At 68.5% G+C, this 19,346-nt stretch carries 24 protein-coding genes; 12 read left to right on the plus strand and 12 right to left on the minus strand.

Annotation, left to right across the window (positions count from 1 at the left end; all coding sequences use genetic code 11):
* The first annotated feature begins 5 nt into the window (after nucleotides 1-5).
* The 5 genes from ABIA36_RS00495 (at nucleotide 6) to ABIA36_RS00515 (ending at nucleotide 5,974) form a co-directional block, all read left to right on the plus strand.
* Entirely contained in the window at nucleotides 6-1,196 is a 1,191-nt protein-coding gene (locus ABIA36_RS00495; RefSeq protein WP_369962047.1) for an MFS transporter, read from the plus strand.
* 51 nt (nucleotides 1,197-1,247) lie between these two features.
* Nucleotides 1,248-2,261 carry an adenosine deaminase gene (locus ABIA36_RS00500; protein ID WP_369960178.1) on the plus strand — a complete coding sequence of 338 codons (1,014 nt, stop codon included), beginning with the start codon at nucleotides 1,248-1,250 and terminating at the stop codon, nucleotides 2,259-2,261.
* A complete protein-coding gene (locus ABIA36_RS00505; protein WP_369960180.1) occupies nucleotides 2,249-3,103 on the plus strand; it encodes an alpha/beta fold hydrolase in 855 nt (284 codons plus the stop codon). The genes ABIA36_RS00500 and ABIA36_RS00505 overlap by 13 nt, the downstream gene beginning before the upstream one ends.
* Before the next feature lie 119 nt (nucleotides 3,104-3,222).
* A complete protein-coding gene (locus tag ABIA36_RS00510) occupies nucleotides 3,223-4,635 on the plus strand; it encodes an APC family permease (protein ID WP_369960182.1) in 1,413 nt (470 codons plus the stop codon).
* Between the two features lie 127 nt (nucleotides 4,636-4,762).
* Nucleotides 4,763-5,974 (plus strand): toxic anion resistance protein, encoded by a 1,212-nt coding sequence (locus ABIA36_RS00515; RefSeq protein WP_369960184.1) that lies wholly within the window; start codon nucleotides 4,763-4,765, stop codon nucleotides 5,972-5,974.
* Nucleotides 5,975-6,034: 60 nt separating this feature from the next.
* On the opposite strand, the gene ABIA36_RS00520 is transcribed toward ABIA36_RS00515, so the two are convergent.
* From ABIA36_RS00520 to ABIA36_RS00550, 7 genes are all read right to left on the minus strand, one after another.
* Entirely contained in the window at nucleotides 6,035-6,859 is an 825-nt protein-coding gene (locus ABIA36_RS00520) for a hypothetical protein (protein WP_369960186.1), read from the minus strand.
* The gene (locus tag ABIA36_RS00525) at nucleotides 6,856-7,677 is read right to left on the minus strand and encodes a heavy metal-binding domain-containing protein (protein WP_369960187.1); all 822 of its coding nucleotides are present in this window, start codon (nucleotides 7,675-7,677) and stop codon (nucleotides 6,856-6,858) included. Before ABIA36_RS00525 ends, ABIA36_RS00520 begins: the two co-directional genes overlap by 4 nt.
* A 39-nt stretch (nucleotides 7,678-7,716) precedes the next feature.
* Entirely contained in the window at nucleotides 7,717-8,646 is a 930-nt protein-coding gene (locus ABIA36_RS00530; RefSeq protein WP_369960189.1) for a heavy metal-binding domain-containing protein, read from the minus strand.
* A 58-nt stretch (nucleotides 8,647-8,704) separates the two neighbouring features.
* Nucleotides 8,705-9,121 (minus strand): hypothetical protein, encoded by a 417-nt coding sequence (locus ABIA36_RS00535; RefSeq protein WP_369960191.1) that lies wholly within the window; start codon nucleotides 9,119-9,121, stop codon nucleotides 8,705-8,707.
* Nucleotides 9,122-9,245: 124 nt separating this feature from the next.
* On the minus strand, nucleotides 9,246-9,551 hold the full coding sequence (locus ABIA36_RS00540) for a hypothetical protein (protein ID WP_369960193.1): 306 nt from the start codon (nucleotides 9,549-9,551) through the stop codon (nucleotides 9,246-9,248).
* A 16-nt stretch (nucleotides 9,552-9,567) separates the two neighbouring features.
* Nucleotides 9,568-9,738, minus strand: a complete 171-nt coding sequence (locus ABIA36_RS00545) for a hypothetical protein (protein ID WP_369960195.1) — start codon at nucleotides 9,736-9,738, stop codon at nucleotides 9,568-9,570.
* Nucleotides 9,739-9,798: 60 nt separating this feature from the next.
* On the minus strand, nucleotides 9,799-10,542 hold the full coding sequence (locus ABIA36_RS00550; RefSeq protein WP_369960197.1) for a LuxR C-terminal-related transcriptional regulator: 744 nt from the start codon (nucleotides 10,540-10,542) through the stop codon (nucleotides 9,799-9,801).
* 2,774 nt (nucleotides 10,543-13,316) lie between these two features.
* On the opposite strand from ABIA36_RS00550, the gene ABIA36_RS00555 reads away from it, so the two are divergent.
* From ABIA36_RS00555 to ABIA36_RS00565, 3 genes are all read left to right on the plus strand, one after another.
* On the plus strand, nucleotides 13,317-13,721 hold the full coding sequence (locus ABIA36_RS00555; protein WP_369960198.1) for a hypothetical protein: 405 nt from the start codon (nucleotides 13,317-13,319) through the stop codon (nucleotides 13,719-13,721).
* A 212-nt stretch (nucleotides 13,722-13,933) separates the two neighbouring features.
* On the plus strand, nucleotides 13,934-14,101 hold the full coding sequence (locus tag ABIA36_RS00560) for a hypothetical protein (RefSeq protein WP_241706178.1): 168 nt from the start codon (nucleotides 13,934-13,936) through the stop codon (nucleotides 14,099-14,101).
* A 63-nt stretch (nucleotides 14,102-14,164) separates the two neighbouring features.
* Nucleotides 14,165-14,698, plus strand: a complete 534-nt coding sequence (locus ABIA36_RS00565) for a hypothetical protein (RefSeq protein WP_369960201.1) — start codon at nucleotides 14,165-14,167, stop codon at nucleotides 14,696-14,698.
* 71 nt (nucleotides 14,699-14,769) lie between these two features.
* Here the strand turns inward: ABIA36_RS00565 and ABIA36_RS00570 are convergent, their stop codons facing one another.
* The 5 genes from ABIA36_RS00570 to ABIA36_RS00590 form a co-directional block, all read right to left on the minus strand.
* Nucleotides 14,770-15,462, minus strand: a complete 693-nt coding sequence (locus ABIA36_RS00570) for a hypothetical protein (protein WP_369960203.1) — start codon at nucleotides 15,460-15,462, stop codon at nucleotides 14,770-14,772.
* Complete coding sequence (locus ABIA36_RS00575) at nucleotides 15,459-16,040, minus strand: DUF6286 domain-containing protein (RefSeq protein WP_241705301.1); 582 nt, start codon at nucleotides 16,038-16,040, stop codon at nucleotides 15,459-15,461. Before ABIA36_RS00575 ends, ABIA36_RS00570 begins: the two co-directional genes overlap by 4 nt.
* Nucleotides 16,037-16,336 carry a hypothetical protein gene (locus tag ABIA36_RS00580; protein ID WP_369960205.1) on the minus strand — a complete coding sequence of 100 codons (300 nt, stop codon included), beginning with the start codon at nucleotides 16,334-16,336 and terminating at the stop codon, nucleotides 16,037-16,039. Before ABIA36_RS00580 ends, ABIA36_RS00575 begins: the two co-directional genes overlap by 4 nt.
* A 74-nt stretch (nucleotides 16,337-16,410) precedes the next feature.
* Nucleotides 16,411-16,602, minus strand: coding sequence for a DUF2273 domain-containing protein (locus ABIA36_RS00585; RefSeq protein ID WP_369960207.1), 192 nt, complete (start codon nucleotides 16,600-16,602; stop codon nucleotides 16,411-16,413).
* Nucleotides 16,599-17,030 carry an Asp23/Gls24 family envelope stress response protein gene (locus ABIA36_RS00590; protein ID WP_241705298.1) on the minus strand — a complete coding sequence of 144 codons (432 nt, stop codon included), beginning with the start codon at nucleotides 17,028-17,030 and terminating at the stop codon, nucleotides 16,599-16,601. The genes ABIA36_RS00585 and ABIA36_RS00590 overlap by 4 nt, the downstream gene beginning before the upstream one ends.
* Nucleotides 17,031-17,165: 135 nt before the next feature.
* On the opposite strand from ABIA36_RS00590, the gene ABIA36_RS00595 reads away from it, so the two are divergent.
* From ABIA36_RS00595 to ABIA36_RS00610, 4 genes are all read left to right on the plus strand, one after another.
* A complete protein-coding gene (locus ABIA36_RS00595) occupies nucleotides 17,166-17,732 on the plus strand; it encodes an RNA polymerase sigma factor (RefSeq protein ID WP_369960209.1) in 567 nt (188 codons plus the stop codon).
* Nucleotides 17,729-18,358: a hypothetical protein gene (locus ABIA36_RS00600; protein WP_369960211.1), complete on the plus strand. Its 630-nt coding sequence runs from the start codon at nucleotides 17,729-17,731 to the stop codon at nucleotides 18,356-18,358. The genes ABIA36_RS00595 and ABIA36_RS00600 overlap by 4 nt, the downstream gene beginning before the upstream one ends.
* The gene (locus ABIA36_RS00605) at nucleotides 18,355-18,672 is read left to right on the plus strand and encodes a hypothetical protein (protein WP_241705295.1); all 318 of its coding nucleotides are present in this window, start codon (nucleotides 18,355-18,357) and stop codon (nucleotides 18,670-18,672) included. The genes ABIA36_RS00600 and ABIA36_RS00605 overlap by 4 nt, the downstream gene beginning before the upstream one ends.
* A 173-nt stretch (nucleotides 18,673-18,845) precedes the next feature.
* A complete protein-coding gene (locus ABIA36_RS00610) occupies nucleotides 18,846-19,031 on the plus strand; it encodes a hypothetical protein (RefSeq protein WP_369960214.1) in 186 nt (61 codons plus the stop codon).
* Nucleotides 19,032-19,346: the final 315 nt, after the last annotated feature.

The following is a 19,346-nucleotide window of genomic DNA, read 5'->3' on the forward strand; positions in this document are numbered from 1 at the left end:
TCGTGATGCGAAGTCTTGTCGTCAAAGTCCGTGTGCTGACCGGCTTGGTCGCGGTCGCCGACTTCGTGTTCGGCGCGACCTTCGTGACGTTCATGGGCCAGCGCGGCCTGGAGGCCGCGATGATCGGCGGCCTCCTCGCTCTGCCCGCGGTCACCGCGCTGCTTCTCGACACCCCGAGCGGCGCCTGGGGTGACAGGTTCGGCCACAAGCGGCTGGTCAGTGGCGGCCTTCTCGTCTGGGGCGTCGGGCTCGTCGTCTTCTCGCTCGCGGCCTCCCCCGCGGTGTTCGCCGTCGCGATCCTGCTGTGGACCGCCGGGCTGGCCCTGCACAGCGGAGCGTCGACGGCGCTCCTGGTGAACACGCTCAACGCCCACGGTGCCGCCGAGCACGGCGACACCGCGATTCGGGGCACCGAGACGATCCGGTGGACGGCCGCGGCCGCCGGCGCGATCCTCGTCGCGCTGGGCGGCCGGGCGGCCACCGACGGGCTCGCCATCGCGCTGGCGGGCGCGCTGCTCGTCGCCGCGGCGGTCTGGGTCACGTTCGCGTGGCCTGACTCGCCGCGGCGCGCGGCGACTCCGATCGGTCGCTCCATCCTCCAGGGCGTCCGGGTTGTCGGTTCACGCCGCGCACGGATGCTGCTGCTCTTCGGCATGCTGACCTCCATCGATCTGGGCATCGTCATCCTGACCTGGCAGCCGATGGCGACCGACATCGTCGGGGTCGAGGACGGCCTGCTCGGCGTCGTCCTGCTGGTCCTGTCCCTTGCGATCGCGGCGGGAGCCGGAGCGACGCACGGGACGAGGCGGCTCCCGGCGACAGGGGTGCTCGCAGTCGCGCTGACGGTCCTCAATATCGGCCTCGGCGCGGTGCTGCTCGGGACCGCGGGCGCGATCGTCGCCTACGTCCTCGCCGAGGTGATGCTCGGCGTCGCACTCACCACGCTCGCCGTGTGGGCGCAGGCGCTGTTTCCCGACGTGATCCGCGCCACCGCGACCTCCGTGCTCGCCACCGCCACCGGCGTCACCCTTGCGGTGACGAACGGAATCATGGGGCCGCTCTGGGGCGCGATCGGCCTGACCGAGGCCGTGGCCGCAGCGGCAGGCGTGGTCCTCGTCCTCGTCGCGGCCGGCGCGGCGCACGCGTTGCGGCGAGCCGCACGGCGGCGCGTCCCGGCCTCCGCCGCGCCCCGATGACCGTCCCGCCCCGATGACCATCCCGGCCCCGTTCGGTGGGAGGATCGAACCATGACCACGCCGCCCTCCGACGACGCCCTGCTCGCCCTGCCGAAAGCCGAACTCCACCTGCACATCGAGGGCACCCTCGAACCCGACCTGGCGTTCGAGCTCGCCGGGCGCAACGGTGTCGCGCTGCCGTACGCGTCCGTCGAGGAGCTTGCCGCGCAGTACGACTTCTCCGACCTGCAGTCGTTCCTCGATCTGTACTACGCGACGATGGCCGTGCTGCGCACCGAGGACGACTTCGCCGAGCTCACCCGCCGCTACCTCCGGACGGCCGCCGCGCAGGGTGTGCGGCACGCCGAGCTGTTCTTCGACCCGCAGGCCCACGTGTCGCGCGGCGTCCCGATCGAGGCCGTCGTGGACGGGATCAGCGGGGCGCTGGCGGAGGCCGAGCGCGACCTCGGGATGTCAGGCGGCCTCATCCTGTGCTTCCTGCGCGACCAGCCGGTGGAGTCCGCCGACGCCATCCTGACCGCCGCGCTCACCCGGCCCGAGCGGCTGCTCGGGGTCGGGCTGGACTCGGCCGAGGTCGGCTATCCGCCGGAGCTGTTCGCGGACGTGTTCGCCCGGGCGAAGGACGCCGGGCTGCACGCGGTGGCGCACGCCGGCGAGGAGGGCCCGCCCGCCTACATCGTGCAGGCGCTCGACCTGCTCGGCGTGGAGCGCGTCGACCACGGCATCCGGGCGGCGGAGGACCCGGAGCTGATGGCGCGCCTGGCCGCGGACGGCATCCCGTTGACCGTGTGCCCGCTGTCCAACGTCCGGCTGCGCACGGTTCCCGACCTGAGCGCGCACCCGCTGCTGCGGCTCGACGCCGCGGGGGTCCGCGTCACGGTGAACTCCGACGACCCGGCCTACTTCGGCGGCTACATCGGCGACAACTACCTCGCGATCCGGGACGCGCTCGGCGTCACGGCGGAGCAGACCGAGCGGTTCGCACGCACCTCCATCGACGCGTCGTTCGCGAGCGCCGGGCGAAAGGCCGAGCTGCAGGCCGAGGTGGACGGATGGCGGAGCTGACGGGAGGCCGGGTCGGGAGCGTCACACGTCCCGACGGCCGGGCGGTGCGGTTCTTCGACACGGGAGGCGCGGATGACTCCGACGCTCCTGTCGTCGTCTGGCACCACGGCACGCCGCAGACCGGAGCCGTCATCCAGCCGATCGCGGACGCGGCCGCCGCCCGCGGCCTCCGCGTCGTCTCGGTCGCCCGGCCCGGCTACCCGGGCTCCGACGCCCTAGCGGGCCGGACCGTGGCCGACGCGGCGTCCGATGTGCTCGCCGTCCTCGACGCGCTCGGCGTCGACCGCTTCGCCACGCTCGGCGCCTCCGGCGGCGGCCCGCACGCGCTCGCCTGCGCGGCGCTCGCCCCCTCGCGGGTGAGCGCCGTGGTGTCGTTGGCCGGGATCGCGCCGTACTGGGGCGACGTCGACTGGTTCGCCGGGATGGCCGACCCGGGCGGCCTGCGCGCCGCGCTCGCCGGCCGGGACGCCCGCGCGGCGTGCGCCGAGACCGCCGAGTTCGAGCCGGAGTCGTTCACGGACCGCGACTACGAGACCCTCCAGGGTGCGTGGGCCGCGCTCGGAGCCGACGCCGGTGCCGGTGCGGCCGAGGGGCACACCGGCGAGGTGGACGACGACCTCGCGTACGTCACCCCGTGGGGCGTCGAACTGGGCGCGGTGACCGCCCCGACTCTCCTCGTGCAGGGCGGACGCGACCGCGTCATCCCGGCCACGCACGCCGGCTGGATGCTGGAGCGCCTGCGCCGCGGCGAGCTCTGGCTGCGGCCGCGCGAGGGCCACGTCTCGGTGCTGACGGCGCTGCCGGTCGCGCTGGACTGGGTGATCGCGACCTCCACGCGCTGAGCGACACGCTCGCGTTTCTGTGGGTTCTTTCAGAAAAGTGCTCTTCTCCTGCTAGGGTCGCGGAAAGTCGACCGGCTGGCCCCCTGCCGGTGCGCCGATCCGTTCCCGAAGGAGAGCCCATGACGACGTCCACTGCGCCCGCGCCCGCGCGATCCGGCACGCTGCGCCGCAGCCTCGGGCTGTGGGCCATCGTCGGTCTCGGCCTCGGGTACATGACGCCGACCGTCGTGTTCGACACCTTCGGCATCGTCTCCGACGAGACCAACGGAGCCGTGCCGGCGGCCTACCTGGTCGCGCTTGTCGTGATGATGTTCACCGCGGTCAGCTACGGCAAGATGGCGGGCGCCATCCCGAGCGCCGGGTCGGCCTACACGTATGTGCGGGAGTCCATCCACCCGAACCTCGGCTTCATGGTCGGCTGGACCTCCCTCATCGACTACGTGCTGCTGCCGATGGTGAACTGCCTGATCATCCGGCTCTACCTGGAGCAGGTCTTCCCCGGCGTCCCCGGCTGGATCTGGGTCGTGCTCTACTGCGCGTCGGTGACGTCGCTGATCTACTTCACGATGCGCGGCACCTCGAACATCAACATGATCCTGCTGGTCTTCGCCGTCGTCGTGATGGCGGTGTTCGTCGCCATGGTGGTCGCGCAGCTCGCGAACGGCGCGGGCGACGGCACGGTCGCCTCGGTGAAGCCGTTCTTCCACGACGGCGTCACCCTCTCGGCCGTGCTCACCGGAGCGACGGTGGTCTGCTTCTCGTTCATCGGCTTCGACGCGGTGACGATGTACGCCGAGGAGGCGAAGACGCCGAAGGTCATGCCGCGCGCCATCCTGCTGACGGTGGTGATCGGCGGGGCGATCTTCCTCATCGCCGGGTTCTTCACGCAGCTCCGATTCCCGACGAACGCGCCGTTCGGCGAGTTCACGGACGACCCGCTCCCTCAGATCGGCCTCCTCGTCGGCGGCCCGGTCTTCCAGGCGATCTTCGTCTCGGCCGGCTTCGCGGCCACGCTCGCCTCCGGCCTGGCGTCGCACGCGTCGGTGTCCCGGATGCTGCTGGTGATGGGCCGCAACAACGTCCTCCCCCGCCGCTTCTTCGGGTACATCGACCCGAAGACGCACACGCCCACGCTGAACATCGTCCTGGTCGGCGCGATCTGCCTGCTGGCGATGTCGTTCTCGCTCGAGCTGATCTCGGCGTTCATCAACTTCGGCGCGCTGATCGCCTTCACCTTCGTCAACGTCTCGGTGATCGCCTGGTTCGCCATCCGGCAGGGCCGCAGGCGCACGTTCGGCGACATCGTGCGCTTCATCGTCCTCCCCGGGATCGGCATGCTGCTCACGGGGATCCTGTGGGCGAACCTGCATGCGGACGCGTTGATCGGCGGCCTGATCTGGACGGCGATCGGGTTCGCGTATCTGCTGGTGCTCACGCGGGGCTTCCGCCGGCGGGCGGCGGCGTTCGACGAGAGCCAGCCGGTCACCGGGTTCACGCCGGCGGTCGGGAAGGACCGGGAGCCGACGGCGTAGGGCGATCGCCCACCTGCGAGTCACCCGAACCGCGCGCGTGGGCCGCACTGTTCGTTCTAGTGTTGGCTCAAGTGTCTTGTCGTCGGGCGCAGCACCGTTCCGCGCCCGACCCCGGGGAGGAGTACCGATGTCCGAGCTCGACCTCAACCAGCCGTTGACGCCTCCGGAGCAGCCGCCGGCCGGGGTCAACCTCACGCCTCCCGCCGCGGTGCCGGAGGTCGGCGGCGACCAGGCCGTCGGGATGGTGGCCGTGCCGCCCGACAAGCGGGCCGAGCTCGCCGCCAAGGCGGACGAGTTCGTCGCCGGGCTCGCCGGGGTGGAGCCGGGCAGTCCCGAGTTCACCCGCCGCGTCGACGAGATCGCGCGGATGGGCGTCCAGGAGATCCGGTCGTCCTCCGAGGTGTCCAACCGGATGCTGCAGCGGCCGGAGTCCTCGCTCGCCGCGGCCCGCGGTCGCGGCGGCCCCTCCGACCCGCAGACGCAGGTGGCGCAGACGCTGCAGCAGCTCCGCACGACGATCACCGACCTCGACCCCGGCCACGCGAACCTCGCCGGCTCCAAGGGCTTCTTCGGCAAGCTGCCGGGCGGCAAGTCGCTGATGCGGTACTTCGAGCGGTACCAGCCGGCGCAGAAGCAGCTCGACGCGATCATCACCGCGCTCATCTCCGGCCAGGACGCCCTCCTCAAGGACAACGCCGCCATCGACCTGGAGCGCACCAACCTGTGGGCGACGATGGGCAAGCTCGGCGAGTACGCCACGCTCGCCAAGGCCCTCGACGACTCGATCGAGGCGCGCGCCGCCGAGCTCCGCGCGACCGACCCGCGCCGCGCCGACGCGCTGCTCGCCGACGCGCTGTTCCCCATCCGCCAGCGCCGCCAGGACCTGACGACGCAGATCGCCGTCTCCGTGCAGGGCTACCTCGCGCTCGACGCCATCCGCAAGAACAACGTGGAGCTGATCAAGGGCGTCGAGCGCGCCCGCACGACCACGGTCGCGGCCCTCCGCACCGCGATCATCGTCGCGCAGGCGCTCGGCAACCAGGAGCTGGTGCTCGACCAGATCAGCGCGCTCAACGACGCGACGAACTCCATGATCGACCGCACCGGCGAGCTGCTGCGCCAGCAGACGGCGCGCGTCCACGAGGACGCCGTGTCCACCGGCGTCAGCCTGGAGACGCTGCAGCACGCCTTCGACAACGTGTTCGCGACGATGGACTCCATCGACAGCTACCGCGTGAAGGCGGTCGAGAGCATGGCGAAGACGGTGGACGCGCTGGAGCAGCAGGTCTCCCGCTCCCGCAGCTACCTGGAGAGGTCGCACTCGAACACGAGCAGTTGACGCGGTGCGGGGCCTGCGCGCGCGGCTTGCTGAGGGCCGGTCGAGTCAGTGCAGGTGGGCTCAGGGCAGGTCGAGCCGCGAGGCCCCGAACCGCTCCGACAGGAACCTCCCGTTGACCAGCAGCGCCGACGCGTCCTGCTCGACGGCGGCGTCCCGCATCCGCTTCGCCGCCCGCTCCAGGTCCGCGAGTTGCCCGACCAGCGCCGCCGCGGCGGTCGTGCCGTCCGGGAAGACGTGGTCGGCCGCCCAGTCCGCCGGCAGCGACAGGTACGCGCGCAGCGTATCGGGGAGGTAGACGGTCGCCGTCCGTCGCACCACGACCTCCGGCTCGCCCTGCCCGGCGACCCGCGGGAGGGCGTCGATCAGGAGGTCGCCGATCCGCCCGACCAGCGCGACCGCCTCGTCCGGCACCCGGTGGCCGAGGCGCGCGGGCAGCGTCCGGAGGTCGCCCTCGATCGCGCTGTCCCGCACCTGGATCTCCGACCCGGCGGGTTCCAGGCCGAGGGTCTGCAACGCGCGCGAGGAGGTGGCGGCGTCCCCGGCGGCCTCCGCGGCGAGGGCCGCGACCCGTCCCGCGAACGCGGTGAGCCAGTCCCCGAGCCCGAGGGCGCGGCGCGCGATCGTCACCCCGCCGTAGACGCGGTGCGCCTCCCCCTGCCAGTGCGGCCCCGGCTCGTAGCCGAGAGTGAGGGTCTCCTCGGTTCCGATCAGGCTGACCCGGGTGATGGACCCCGGCCGGCCGGAGACGCGGTCGGCGAGCGTCCGTTTCCGCTCGACCACCAGCACCCGGGCGGCGAGCGCCGGCGGCAGGGCGCCCCCGACGCTCTCGACCAGGTCGGTCAGGAACGTCTGCGGGTCGGCGGTCGCCTCGGCGGGTTCGGTCATCGTCCGCCGTCGGTCAGCGGGAGGACGAGGTTGGGGGTGGCAATGACGTGGTCGTCGCGCAGCGGGCGGACCGCCGTGCCGATGGCGAAGAACTCGGTGGTGTGGCCGCCCCAGCGGTGCGGCAGCGACAGGAGCTGGACGCCGACGACGCCCTCCGCGTCGAGCGCCTCCGCCTCGGCCTGCATGCGGCCCATCGCAAGCTCGCGGGCGTCGTAGAGCGCCTCGGTGAACGCTGTGATCTCCACGTTCGAGCCGAGGTTGTTCATGGTCGCCATCATGCCCTGGTGGGCGATGTGGTAGACGCAGGTGCCCATGACGAGGCCCTGCGGGACGTAGCCGGACTGGATGAGCGTCCAGAAGTCCTGACCGGACAGGTCGGAGGTGAACGGCATCCGCTTGTTGTTGCGCCAGGTGCCGGTCGGCGGCTTCTCGTCGGCGACCACGGCCGTTCCGACCGCGACGAACTCGGCGAGGTCGTTGCCGTACTCCTTGAACTCGATCTCGAGCCGCACCCCGACGATCCCGTCCGCGCCGAGCGCGTCGGCCTCGGCCTCCATGCGGGTCATCGCGAGCTCCCGGGCGTGGTACATCGCCTGGCTGAGCTTCTCGAGTTCCATGTTCTTGCTCCACTTACGAGCCTGGATTCCCACATGGTAGACGCTGGAGCCGAGCACGAGGCCGACCGGCCGGAATCCCGCCTGCCGGACGAGCAGGAACTCGTTCACCGACAGGTCGGAGGTGAACAGCCGCGCCTTCCCGTCGGCGAGGCGCGCCCGTGCGTCGCTGGGCAGGGTGACGCTGGAGAACGGGTCGGACACGGCGGTTCCTCTCGGGTGGTGGGTCTCGGGTGGTGAATCTCAGACGCGCGGACTCAGGTCGCTGAGCGGGATGACGGTGCTGACGGCGGACAGCTCGGCGCGGCGGCTGTAGCGCGGGACGGGGATCAGGGTGGACCCGATCACGGTGGCCTCGGCGTGGAGGTCCTTCTCCTCGCCGCACGGCGTCTCGAACTCCCCCAGGTGGAGGTCGGTCACGACGAGCTGGGCGCCGGCGGCCGCGCTGGCGCGCCTCTCCAGCCGGTGCAGGGCCTCCGCACGCGCCGCCTGGATGAGCTCCGTCATCCCCGTCACCTCGCCGTTCACCCAGCTCGTCCGCTGGGTGCGCAGCTCGTAGTCCTCGTGCTTGGTCGAGACGGAGATCCCGAGCAGCAGCTCGCCGGGCGCGTAGCCGCTGAGGATGCCGGAGGCCGTGTCCTCGACCGAGAGGTTCGTGCTCCACACGTCGCCACGGTTCTTCGGGTACGGCACGAGCAGCGGGTCGTCGGAGCGCACCGCGGTGCCGAGCGCCGTGAACTCCCACGCCGACCCGTCCAGCCGGGAGCGCCGCACGGTCACACCGACCACGCCGTGGGCGCCGAGAGCGCGGGCTTCGGCGAGCATCCGCCGCACCGCGCCGTACCAGGCGGACTCGAACGCCTTCACGTAGGGCGCGAAGCCGGCGTAGGTGGTGCCGCCGGAGGTGGTGACCGGCGAACGCCACGCGGTGCGGTTCAGCATCGTGGCCGGACCGATCGTCGGCCCGGTCGCACTCCACCAGGCGCAGCCGGTGCCGGTCCAGCCGAGGTTGACGACCATGCCGCCGAAGACCTCCCCGACCGCCAGCAGCCCCGCGCTGCGCGCCGCGGCCGCCGCCGGAGCGGAGAAGAGCGACGAGCGCACCCCGCTCGCGGCCTGCTGCTCCACGCGCGAGCGCGCGGCAGCGGGCAGGCCGTCGGGAGAGTGCGTCACGCGCTCATCCAACCACGTCCGCGGCCGCGACGCGCGCAGCGGTGCGGGTCGCGTCGCGTCAGCCGCCGACGGCCGTGCGGAGGAGCTGCGCGACCCGCTCCTTGTCGGCGTCCTCCAGCCCGGTCAGGGCGAACCCGACCGGCCAGACGTTGCCGTCGTCCAGGGCGGCGGGCTGCTGGAACTCGATCGTGGCGTAGCGGATCTTGAACTTGGACCCCGGCTTGAACGCGACGACGACCTTGCCGTCGGCGTCGGCGTACGCCGGCATCCCGTACCAGGTCTTCGCCGCCAGGTCGGTGTTGTCCATGACGAGCTGGTGGAAGGCCTCCGCGAGCTCGCGGTCGGCGCCGGTCATCGCCGCGATCGCCTCCGCGCACGCGGCGGCGGCGTCCGCCCCGGCCTGCTGCGCCTTCTTCTCGGCGACGGCGGCGCGCATCGCCGCCTTCTCCTCCGTGCTGAACGTGGTGTCGGCCATGAGTGTCCCCTTCGATCGGACGAACTGCGTTCAATCTACGGTCCGGGACGAGGAGCGCGCTTCTCGATATCTGCTCGATCGCAAGCGGACGAGCAGGGCGACACACCGCGCCGACGGCGCGCCTTCAGTACTTGTCCGGCGAGTCCACCGCGACCCCCACCGTGACCTCCGCGGGGACGCTCGTGTCACCGCCGACCGCCGCGGTGAACTCCTGGATGGCCGGCTGGGCGAAGAACGCCTGGAACGCTTCCAGGCTCTCCCACTCGTCCAGCAGCACTCCGAAGCCGTCGCCGACGATGTACTGGTGGTGGATGCCGCCCGCGGCCTGGGCCTGCTCTTTGAGCGAGCGGTAGTCGTCGGCGCGTTCGGTGAGCGACGCCCGGAAGGTGTCGGTGTCGGCGGGGATCTTCATGATCACGATCACGGACATGGGAGTCTCCTTCAGGTCAGCGGGGCGGCGTGTAGGCGATCGGACGCACCCCGGCGTGCTCGAACGGGTCGATGTAGACGACCGTCGCGTTCCGGTCCGTCGACGTGCCGACGTGGGCGTGCTGCCCTGGCGGCATCGCCAGCAGCGCCACGGCAACGACCGCGCACGCGGCCGCCTGGATGAGCATCGTGCACCCCCGATCGCTGCGATCGTGGCCTATGTCCGGCAGGCGGCGCCATACGCAGAACTACGGACGCGTGAGCCGGTCCGCGGCGAGGAGGGCGGCGGAGACGCGGTCGTGCACGCCCAGCTTCGCGTAGATGTGCTCGATGTGCTTCTGCACCGTCCGCGGGCTGACCCGGGTCACGTACGCGATCGAGTGGGCGGTCATCCCGTCGCCGAGCATTCCGAGGATCTCCGCCTCGCGGGCGGTGAGGCCGGACCGCGCGGCCAACGCCGGGGACGCAACGGCCGGGCGAGTGTCGGCCGCGACCGGGTCGACCGCGGCCAGGAGGGGTTGCAGCCGGCGGGCCAGCTCGAGCTCGTCGTCGTCGAAATCGCGGTGCGCCCGGTTGAACACCCAGGTCCGCAGCCGGCCGCTCGCCAGCGGTCGGACCGGGAGCGCGAGCTGATAGGTGGTACCCATCAGCCGGAACAGGTCGGAGTAGACCTCGTGCCGGCGCCACTGCCGAAGCTCGAGCTGGTCGCTCAAGCGGATCGGATCCACGGACTGCGGGCGGCGGCGGAAGGCCAGCATCGTCGGATGCGCGTCGGCCGTCCGCTTCACGGCGTCCACGATGACGGGGCGCTCCGGGCCGTAGCGGGCGATGAGGGTGACATCACCGGGCACCGCTCCGATGTCGGCCCACCCGGAGTGGTCCGACGGGAGGAGCCCGTCGAGCGACTCGGCGATGGTGCGCACGCGCGCGTCCGTCCCGACGACGCCGTCGACGTCGTAGCTGACCGACAGAACCTGTGCCCGAACATCCATGATCGCGCCCGCGCTGCGCCCCCGGCGCACCTGCGCGACAGAATACGACCGTCCGGGTTCCGCTGGCTCGCAATATTCGAGGATTCTCAGTGAGGATCGCTCAGGAATGATCGGCCGCGTGCGGGTGCGCGTGCTCGTGCACGGGGACCACCGACACGGGGAAGGCGATCAGGGTGCGCTCCTCGACGTGGTCGACGTCGGCCGCTTCCGGTTCAGACATGGGGGTCCACCTCCAACCCCCATGATGGAGGAACGGGCGCGCGGCGGGGATACGGAGAAATGCGTACGCCGGATGAGCGGCAGCTCCCGTGAGTGGCGGCGGGGCCACGGCAACGGGACGAGGGCGACGAGCCTTCGGAAGCGGGCGCCGGCCCGAGGGCCTGAACCTCAACAACGCGCGACGACGACCGAATGGTGGAGATGGGGGGAATCGAACCCCCGCCAGACGTCGTCGAGCGCCCCAATTAGGCGGAAATTCCGCAGAATTTCGCGCCTTTTCATGTCCAGGTGATCACGTCGATTCAATGTGATTTCAGAAAAGTGTGGGCAAAGTGTGGGCACGCGAGCAAGAAGCGAGCCTTCATCGGGCTGTCTTGCATCAAACCGGAAGAGGTGAGGCTGCGCCCCACGCGCCTTGGCTCGAATCGGAAGTCGAAAGATATTCCGACACCGACTTGATCAGATTCCTGGCGGGCAGCCGCGGTCCGACCGGGACTGACAACCGCTTGAGTGTTTGATGTCAGCCTGTGCGAGCAGCTGAATCCGCGATCTGATGCCAGTCTTCGGTAGCATGCCAGTTACCTCATTCCATTGGCCCACCGCCGTGGGCCTCGCGGCTGGTTGCCCCAGCGCCGCCGACCTGGGCGCGGACGCTACTCGCCCCTCGTGCGCGATGCGCAAACGGTTAGGCCGCTCGACACCACCGGCGACGCGGGCAGGCGACGACCGTCCATGCCACGATTAGGTCAAGAGCGTGAGCTCCGGTGGACGAAGTTCGGCCGTGGGGAGTCCGTGTGTGCGGCGATTCAGAGGGGCACGGGTTGTTCTTCCCCGGCTCACCACGAGTGAAGCATCGAAATGAAAGGGAGTCGTGGGCGTGATCAGGAGCAGTTCGACGCCGTCGACGTGCGCGAGTACCACGAGAGCGGATTCTCCTGCGGCACGGACTAGCGCTGCATGCTTCTGAAAGATCAGGGCCATGCTGACCCTGACTGAGAACTTGTTGCCGTTGTGATCCAGGATGACAAGGCCTTCTCGGGGCGCGTCGGGGTCGGACGAGGCACCGACTGATTTGGTCAAGTGCGCCCGGAACGCGGGCTCTAGGGCAGTTGCCCGGGCACGAATCGAGCGCGGAGGGTCGAGCGCAGCCTCGAGACGGGATTCGGGGATTTGAGGCGCTGGGACATGTAGCCGGATTGGTCCTGCTCGCATATCGGCCGCGGTTCCCATTGCGGAGACCGCTCTGGTTGTTGTTCGGGGCTTCTCACTCTGTATCATCTTCGAACGGTACGCCGCCCATATGTGAATAGGCCCGGCTTTCGTTCCCTATCCGTTCCTGTCCGGCCGGTGCCGCGTACTCCGACGTCAGCGGGGGGTACGCGTGTCGACTTCGCCGTGAAGGGGATAATCCTTCCACCACGACACGCGCGCGAGCATGACGAGCTCGACCCCCTCAACCGTTCGGCACGGGCCTCGCCGTCGGAGCAGTTCGGGCTCCCAAACGCTTGTTGGTCGCTTGCGGATGTGCGGACAGGAGCGATGCAGTCCGGCCTGTGATCGGGGTGACGAATCAACGCACCGAGCCAGCCGCCGGAAATGCCAGCTGCCACGCCGGCGGCCCGTAAGGACAGGGTTCCTTATCACGATGCGGCGCAAGAAGATGTCAGGGACGAACAAGAGGGAACGAAGCCGCACCATGTCACGACATAGGCGGCATCGCAGACCTATAGCCGCCGGCGAGTGGCGACCATGAACCGCCTGGTCGGAGATCGCTTCGATCGCACCCAGGCAGAGCCACGCGTCAAAGCCTTGAGATCTACACGCTTGAGGATCCGGGGTTCAAGTTCGGACAAGGAAATGCTGATAAACATGTTGGCCGCACATCTCGCCCCCGCGAGATGTGCGGCCAGTCTGCCGCGGGGAATGCAGTGAACGGACCCGCTTCGGGTGCGGGTGCCGACTGCTCGTCCAGCGACATCTAATCGGCGGATTCTGCCTCTTCGGATGGATCCGCCAGGTTTGCGCGTCGTGCTTTGTGAAATCGGTCGGGATCGCTGTCGGGTAACGCATCCAGGGCACCCCAGAGCGCCACCACGCGCGCCTGATTGCGTTCTCGGGGTTCTGCGGCGAGGGATTCGAATGCTTCGTCCACGAGCACGTCGCTCTCTGAGGCGATTGAACGTCTCCAGGCTTGAGGGGGTCGAGGCGGTGTCCCCGCGGGGCACCGCCTCGTTCACTGCAACCTGTACCCGTGATCCATGTGACATGGTTTCGCGGCGTGACGTGATCGGAGGGATGAATGAACCGATCTCGCTTCGGTTACCCGGGAGCTACCCGTGACACAGACGCTACGGGCTACGGAGCGGCGCCGGTAGGTCGAAGGTCCCGTCGCCATGAGCATTTCTCTAGCTTGGCTAGTATTTTTATATACCGAGCAGATCTAGAGTGGAGGCATCAGACTGTGTGAGTCGGATCCGTGACCCGGTCGCCGCCTAGACCCCGCACCCCCACTTCCGAGCATTCCTCCCAACCTCGCGCGGTGGACGGGGGAAATCATGTCCAGATCTGGACGTGTGTTCGGGCGCAATGGCCACACCTACACGCTCTATGAAATCCAAGAAGACCCCGAGTGGAATCTGTTTGAGGACTTCGGCAACGAATCCGCCCTCGTCGGCTCGATCACCCACGACGACTCCCAATTCCGTATCGAGTGCTACTGGAAACCTGAACCCGCCGCACGCATCCACAACATCGACGCCCGAACCCTCGATGAAGCAGTGCACGCGCTTCTCGATCTTGCCGCGGGAGAAGACCCCCGCGGGCGGGAACTGCACGTCCGAAGCGACCCACCCGCAAATGAAGCGCCGGGAGCCAACACGTTCTGGATCCAACCACCACGTCGGGCTGCCCTGGGCCGTGCTGCGAAACCGGGCGTAGAGCCAGTGGAGGGTCGCGGCTAGGCAGCCCCGGTGTGGTCGTTGCGGCCAGCCTTGTCTGATCTTGTCGCGAGGCCTCGACAATGCTTGAGGCGGTGAAGCAACGTTCGACCACGTTGCGTGCGCGGCGAGAACTCGGTCAGCCAGCATCGATGACTTTGCCGCTTTTCTAGCCAGAAGCGTGCGAGGTCGGTCGCTCATGACCGGGCTCCGCATTCGCGGGTACCGTAAGCACCATGTTGACCGTAATCGTGATCCTTTTGATCGTGTGGGCGATCCTGGCCGTTGTCGGGTTCGCCATCAAGGGCCTGCTCTGGCTGGCCATCATCGGCATCATCCTCTTCGTCGGCACCCTGATCTTCGCCCTCGTCCGCCGCAACGCCCGTCGGAAGAAGTCCGTCTGACTCCGGCAACACACCACCATCGAGGCTGTGTGCGCGCACATCCACGGCGCGTAATGTCAGATCATGAACACACTCAACCGGTCTCCCTCCACCGAACTCGAAGTCGGCGCCGTCCTCACGGATGCGCTACCGTCCACTCTGCTCACCCCTGAGGCTCCGGAACGGTACACCGTCTCCGCCGTCTTCACCCGCCGCCCCACCCGGGCGGAGATTGACGCCATCCACGACAACGACACCCGCGACGCTCTCACCGCCGCCGGATACCCCGCCGCGGAGCTCCGGGTCTCCGATCGCCGGCTCGAGATCGCAAACACCAACCTGGAGGAACTCACTGACGGGCTCGCTGCGGCCATCGCCGAACGGCTGCACGTCATCAGCGTCGACACCGCAGCAGCCCACGAACGCTTGGAAGCTGAACTGATGGAGAAGTCGCAGCGCGAAACCGACCGTGTAGCGCTCGTCGCTCTCGCCGCCGCGGCCGTCACCTTCGCGCGCGCCGACGCAACAGCCGAATCCGAAGCGCGCTGGGAAGGCGAAGGAGGATCCGACGCGTCTACTCATCCCCGCGCACACAACGGCCATCCCGCCGTACCCTGATCGGCACCCGCGATCAGGCAGGTCGCGACGGAAAAGAAGACATGCCCGCGATTACCCCGACGACGAGCAGTTCACGATGCGGGAACTCTTTCAGGCTGCTCCGCTGCCGCAGGCCGTGTAGCAGACGCGAGAAGGTCTGAGGGTTCGGGCTCGGTGGTCGCCGTGAGTCGGGTGGACTTGGCAAGTCGGGTGCGAATGCCGCCGCCGATCTGGACCAGTGCCGGGAACTCTGCCCCGAGCAGCGTGTCAAGGGCGCGAAGCGTGGCTTCGATGAGAGTCGCGACATGTCGTGGTGAAACGCCGCGACGGCAGGTGACAGCAACCTTCAGCACGGCAGCGTGTCGCACCGTGTAGGTGGACACGCTGGTCGTGATGAGTTCCGGGCGGCCAGTGAGCGAGTCGTGAAGCAAGTGCTCGGCCAGTGCTGCGTCAATGACGGTTCGACCACGGCCGGTGGTGCCCTCCTGGAACAGCTTGCTGGTGTGTCCGTGCCCCTGCCGGAAGACGAAAACGAACAGAAGCACGATAAGGAGCAGGAGGGCAACTACTGCCGCGATGGACAACCATCCTGGTCCGTTCCGCGTGACCGCGGGTGCCGTGAGAGCAGAGGCGAGGCTCACCTGCGTGCGGGTCGCTGCGGCCGACCACCCGTTGCGGATACTTGGGTCGGTGGCCAGCAGGAACGCTCCGACACCGGACGCGAAGAGGATCAGGCCGGCAAACAGCACAAGTGAACGGTTGAGGGCCCGGTTGGTGTTGTTCATGCTCCGACCTTTCCGGCCGCATCGATGACGACCCGCGCCGTTACGGGAGGCCGCAGACCGAATGACTGCAGTTGCTCCGTCACCGCCTCGGTCACGGCGGCGAATGAAACCGGCACTCCGGAGGTCGGAGTGATTCGGATCACCGCGCGGCGGTACGAGACGGTGACCAGGGCGTTGTCTCGAGCGACCCCTCCGGCCTCGGCGGCGGTCCGGGCGAGAGCAGAGGCGATGACCTCGTTATCCACGACGGTTACGGCACGTTCGGTGTCGATCAGGTGACGTGCTCGTCGGCCGGGCGCGAGGGCGGCGATGATCAGGACCAGCCCGATGACGGTGACGAGGACGGCGGCGCTGGCGACTACCGCCGGTGGGTAGGTTGCCAGCCGGGCCGTGGCGGTGAGCATGTCCGTCGGGGCGACCAGAAGTGCTGGCAGATGCAGGAGGGACAGCATAAGCTCCAGAGCAAGCCAGGCAAACACGAGGATCAGGATCGTCGCGATGACGATCGCTAGGATCGCCCGGGGCGAGTGCGTCTCGCGGCGCTGGATGCGTGCGTGAATCGAACCTGTGTCGGTCATTGGACTCGGGCCTCAGCCTGGATGGTCGCTCCGGTCAGGTGCACGACGACTGTTGCGATCTCAGATCCGGTCAGCTCCGCGACGCTGGTTCGGATCTGTTCTTGTGCGTTGCGCGCACGTTGCAGCACGTTGCCACCGGTGCGGGCGACAACGCCCGGGTCGGCGGTGATCCGCGGGAGAGCGACCACACCGATCGGTGTGCTCACGTGGAGGGCGAGTGCGCCGGCGGAGTCGGCGAGTTCGACGCGGACGTGTTGCGGGTCGACGTCCAGGGCATCCGCGGTCACAGCAGTCACGATCCGATCAAGCGCCCTCGAAGTGACCCGGGTACGGCCGTGCGGGGCGATCGGCTGGGACGCGGAGGCGGCGGTCACGAGGATGAGCGCTTCCCGCGGAACACGTTGAACAGGTTGCGGAGGTCGATCGGCTTGTCCACGAGCCGTCCGATGAACGCGCCGAGGATCATTGCGATGCCCACCAGCACGAACGCCCAGAAGCCCAGCGTGATCCAGGTGAGGGCGAGGACCGCGCCGATGATGATTCCGATGCGCGCGGCGGTCATTGGACTCGCGCCTCGCCCTGTTCGTCGTCGACGGCGGGGATGTACACGTCGTTGACGGTCACGTTGACTTCTGTGACTTCCATACCTACGAGGGTCTGGATGGCGTCGGTGACGGCTGAACGGACGTCAGCGGCGACCTGTTGGAGCGCGACCGGGTAGTCGGCGACGATGGTCACATCGACAGCGACCTGAGTCTCCCCGACTTCGACTTTGATTCCCTGACCGAGGTCGGCGGCGTTTATGGCGGTGCGGATCGCACCGAGGGCACGAGCGGCACCACCGCCGAGGGCGTGAACTCCGGTCACTTCCGCCGCCGCGATGCCGGCAATTTTCGACACGACGTTGTTTTCGATGACGGTCTTGCCGCCGGAAGCGCCTGCGACGATGGGGGTGACCGGTGCCGCCTGGGTGGGAGTGGGTGTTGCCATGATGAAGCTCCTCGAACGGGAAGATGGGACCGGCGCTGTGTGTGCATCGACGGCAGTGGGATAGTCACTACTAGAACGTGTGAACTAGCCCATTCGTCACACGTCGGGGTGAAGTCTTTTCGCCGGGGAGGGGCCATGGCCGAGTCCGGACCGCAAGTGCCGTTGCAGCAGGCGACCGATCGCACGCTGGCGGGCCGGGCGGCCGACGGAGATGTGGCCGCGTTCGAACTGCTGGTGCGCCGCCACGGACCCCGGATGCGCGCGTATGCGATCAGAATGCTGGGCTCGACGGATGAGAGCGACGACGTCGTGCAGGAAGCGTTCCTCACGCTCTGGCAGAAACTGCCCACCCTGGACAACGTCGACGCGATCCCCAGCTGGCTCATGCGCGTCGTCACCCGCAATTGCCTGGATCGCATCCGCAGCCACCACCAGCACCCCGGACTGGACGAAGACAGCCTGCCGCCCCAATCCGTCGCCTCCACCGAGACGACTGCGGAGACGCACTCGGAGCAGGATGCGCTCTCCCTGACGGTGATGGGCCTGCCCGAGATTCAGCGGCGTTGCTGGCTGTTGCGGGAAGTCGCGGATTACAGTTACGAGGACATCGCCCAGGAAATGGACCTGCCTGTTTCGACCGTGCGCGGACTTCTCGTCCGTGCGCGAAAAACGGTCATCCGGGAAATGGAGGAATGGCGATGACAGCCCAACCGCCCACCCCAGACCGTGACCGGTGGGATCTGGCACCGGACTCGCTCGACGGACACACCATCGACGAGTTGCTGGACTACCTCGACCGCGATCAAACACCACCCGATTCGTCGATCGACCGCTCGGCAGCGTGCCGAATGGCTCTCGACGCGCTCCAACGACTGCGTGCCCTCTCTACTGGCCTGCTCGACTGGGACGCCCAGCACCAACCCCAGCGGGACGACGGTTGGGTGCACGCCATCTTGTCCGGCATCAGCAGGGAAGCCGGTCGCGGGCGTGACATCCCGTTGCCCTTTTCCGACCCGGCTGCCCGGCTGGTCATCACCGAAGGAGCGGTGCGAGGGATGATTCGCGAGGCGGCAGACAGCGCCGGCGGCATGCTTATCGGCCGCTGCCGCTTTGTCGGCGACATCACTATCCCCGCGGAACCGGTCACCCTCGAGATCGAGGCGAGCGCCTACTGGGACGAACCCATCGCCACGGCCACCGACAGAGTGCGCGCCGAAATCTTCCACGAGGTCGCCCGCCACACCCCGCTCAACCTCACCGCGATCAACATCACCATCCACGACATCGTTCGCTTCAACGCGCACCCGCATGAGGAGGACATCTCGTGACACAGGAACGCGACCTGTCGGACGAACTCACAACACTGATCCGCAGCACACGCGGGGTCACCGCGATCTATGCTCCCGTGCTCAGCATCCCCGGCTCGATCGGCAACCTCGGCGCGTCGAACGGCCGGCCGCCGGGTGTAGTCGTAACCATCACTGCCGACCGAATCTCCGTTTCGATCAGCATCGGCGTGGAACGTGACCTCGCAGCCCAAACCACCTGCCGACACGTCTACGACACAGTCGCGAACTACCTCACAAGCCACGTTGCACTAACCCCAACGGAAATCCGGGTCACCGTAGCAAGCATCAGCTGACCGCCCACGCCAAGCGGGCGCCGACCCGGCCAGATGTGAGCGCACACATCTGGCGGACGTATCGTTAGTACACACGGACCGTCATCGCTGTTGCGCCCAGCAATTGCCGGGCACTGCGCCCGGTCTGCGTCCGCTCGCCTCACCCGCGAACGGCAATCTCAGAGAAGGTCATCATGACTGCAGGGCAAAGCATCAAAGACGCTGGCGAAAGTACCAGCAAGGTCACCGACCACGTCGTCGACGCGGTCGAGGACAAGGTCAACACCATCACCGACGCTGTCGAGGACGCTCTCCGCACCGCGGCCGACAAGATCCACGCGGCTGCCAGCCAGCCCGCGTCCGTCCCCACCACAAAGTAGTATCCGCCGCCTGAGCCGCGTCCGCGCGATGCCGCTCAGGCGGTCTCCCTCGCCGAGCCCGACGGAGGCCAATTGCCGGAAGATTCGAGAATCGCGCCCGCTGGCACGCGCGGCAGCTGCAATCACTGATGGCCACTCCAGAAGTGGATACAGTGCTCGTCACTGGCGGTGTTAACGGCCGAATCTTCTCCCGAAGGGCACGAGAATAGACTCCACCGGCATTACCAGTGATAGCGGCCTTCCCGCCGAGAGCGCCGGAGGCCAGCGCGCAGAAGATGCATTCCCCGGTTAGCGGATTGACCAGACTGGCTGCGC

The sequence above is a fragment of the Leifsonia sp. EB34 genome, from assembly GCF_041260585.1.
GTDB lineage: Bacteria > Actinomycetota > Actinomycetes > Actinomycetales > Microbacteriaceae > Leifsonia.

What these genes read in the sequence shown, in the direction of transcription:
- ABIA36_RS00560 (WP_241706178.1), top strand. Translation starts at nt 13,934, where the DNA reads ATGTTGACCGTAATCGTGATCCTTTTGATCGTGTGGGCGATCCTGGCC.
- ABIA36_RS00550 (WP_369960197.1), bottom strand. Translation starts at nt 10,542, where the DNA reads ATGGATGTTCGGGCACAGGTTCTGTCGGTCAGCTACGACGTCGACGGC.
- ABIA36_RS00575 (WP_241705301.1), bottom strand. Translation starts at nt 16,040, where the DNA reads ATGACCGACACAGGTTCGATTCACGCACGCATCCAGCGCCGCGAGACG.
- ABIA36_RS00595 (WP_369960209.1), top strand. Translation starts at nt 17,166, where the DNA reads ATGGCCGAGTCCGGACCGCAAGTGCCGTTGCAGCAGGCGACCGATCGC.
- ABIA36_RS00585 (WP_369960207.1), bottom strand. Translation starts at nt 16,602, where the DNA reads ATGACCGCCGCGCGCATCGGAATCATCATCGGCGCGGTCCTCGCCCTC.
- ABIA36_RS00535 (WP_369960191.1), bottom strand. Translation starts at nt 9,121, where the DNA reads ATGGCCGACACCACGTTCAGCACGGAGGAGAAGGCGGCGATGCGCGCC.
- ABIA36_RS00570 (WP_369960203.1), bottom strand. Translation starts at nt 15,462, where the DNA reads ATGAACAACACCAACCGGGCCCTCAACCGTTCACTTGTGCTGTTTGCC.
- ABIA36_RS00505 (WP_369960180.1), top strand. Translation starts at nt 2,249, where the DNA reads ATGGCGGAGCTGACGGGAGGCCGGGTCGGGAGCGTCACACGTCCCGAC.
- ABIA36_RS00520 (WP_369960186.1), bottom strand. Translation starts at nt 6,859, where the DNA reads ATGACCGAACCCGCCGAGGCGACCGCCGACCCGCAGACGTTCCTGACC.
- ABIA36_RS00600 (WP_369960211.1), top strand. Translation starts at nt 17,729, where the DNA reads ATGACAGCCCAACCGCCCACCCCAGACCGTGACCGGTGGGATCTGGCA.
- ABIA36_RS00555 (WP_369960198.1), top strand. Translation starts at nt 13,317, where the DNA reads ATGTCCAGATCTGGACGTGTGTTCGGGCGCAATGGCCACACCTACACG.
- ABIA36_RS00540 (WP_369960193.1), bottom strand. Translation starts at nt 9,551, where the DNA reads ATGTCCGTGATCGTGATCATGAAGATCCCCGCCGACACCGACACCTTC.
- ABIA36_RS00500 (WP_369960178.1), top strand. Translation starts at nt 1,248, where the DNA reads ATGACCACGCCGCCCTCCGACGACGCCCTGCTCGCCCTGCCGAAAGCC.
- ABIA36_RS00510 (WP_369960182.1), top strand. Translation starts at nt 3,223, where the DNA reads ATGACGACGTCCACTGCGCCCGCGCCCGCGCGATCCGGCACGCTGCGC.
- ABIA36_RS00495 (WP_369962047.1), top strand. Translation starts at nt 6, where the DNA reads ATGCGAAGTCTTGTCGTCAAAGTCCGTGTGCTGACCGGCTTGGTCGCG.
- ABIA36_RS00545 (WP_369960195.1), bottom strand. Translation starts at nt 9,738, where the DNA reads ATGCTCATCCAGGCGGCCGCGTGCGCGGTCGTTGCCGTGGCGCTGCTG.
- ABIA36_RS00565 (WP_369960201.1), top strand. Translation starts at nt 14,165, where the DNA reads ATGAACACACTCAACCGGTCTCCCTCCACCGAACTCGAAGTCGGCGCC.
- ABIA36_RS00610 (WP_369960214.1), top strand. Translation starts at nt 18,846, where the DNA reads ATGACTGCAGGGCAAAGCATCAAAGACGCTGGCGAAAGTACCAGCAAG.
- ABIA36_RS00590 (WP_241705298.1), bottom strand. Translation starts at nt 17,030, where the DNA reads ATGGCAACACCCACTCCCACCCAGGCGGCACCGGTCACCCCCATCGTC.
- ABIA36_RS00515 (WP_369960184.1), top strand. Translation starts at nt 4,763, where the DNA reads ATGTCCGAGCTCGACCTCAACCAGCCGTTGACGCCTCCGGAGCAGCCG.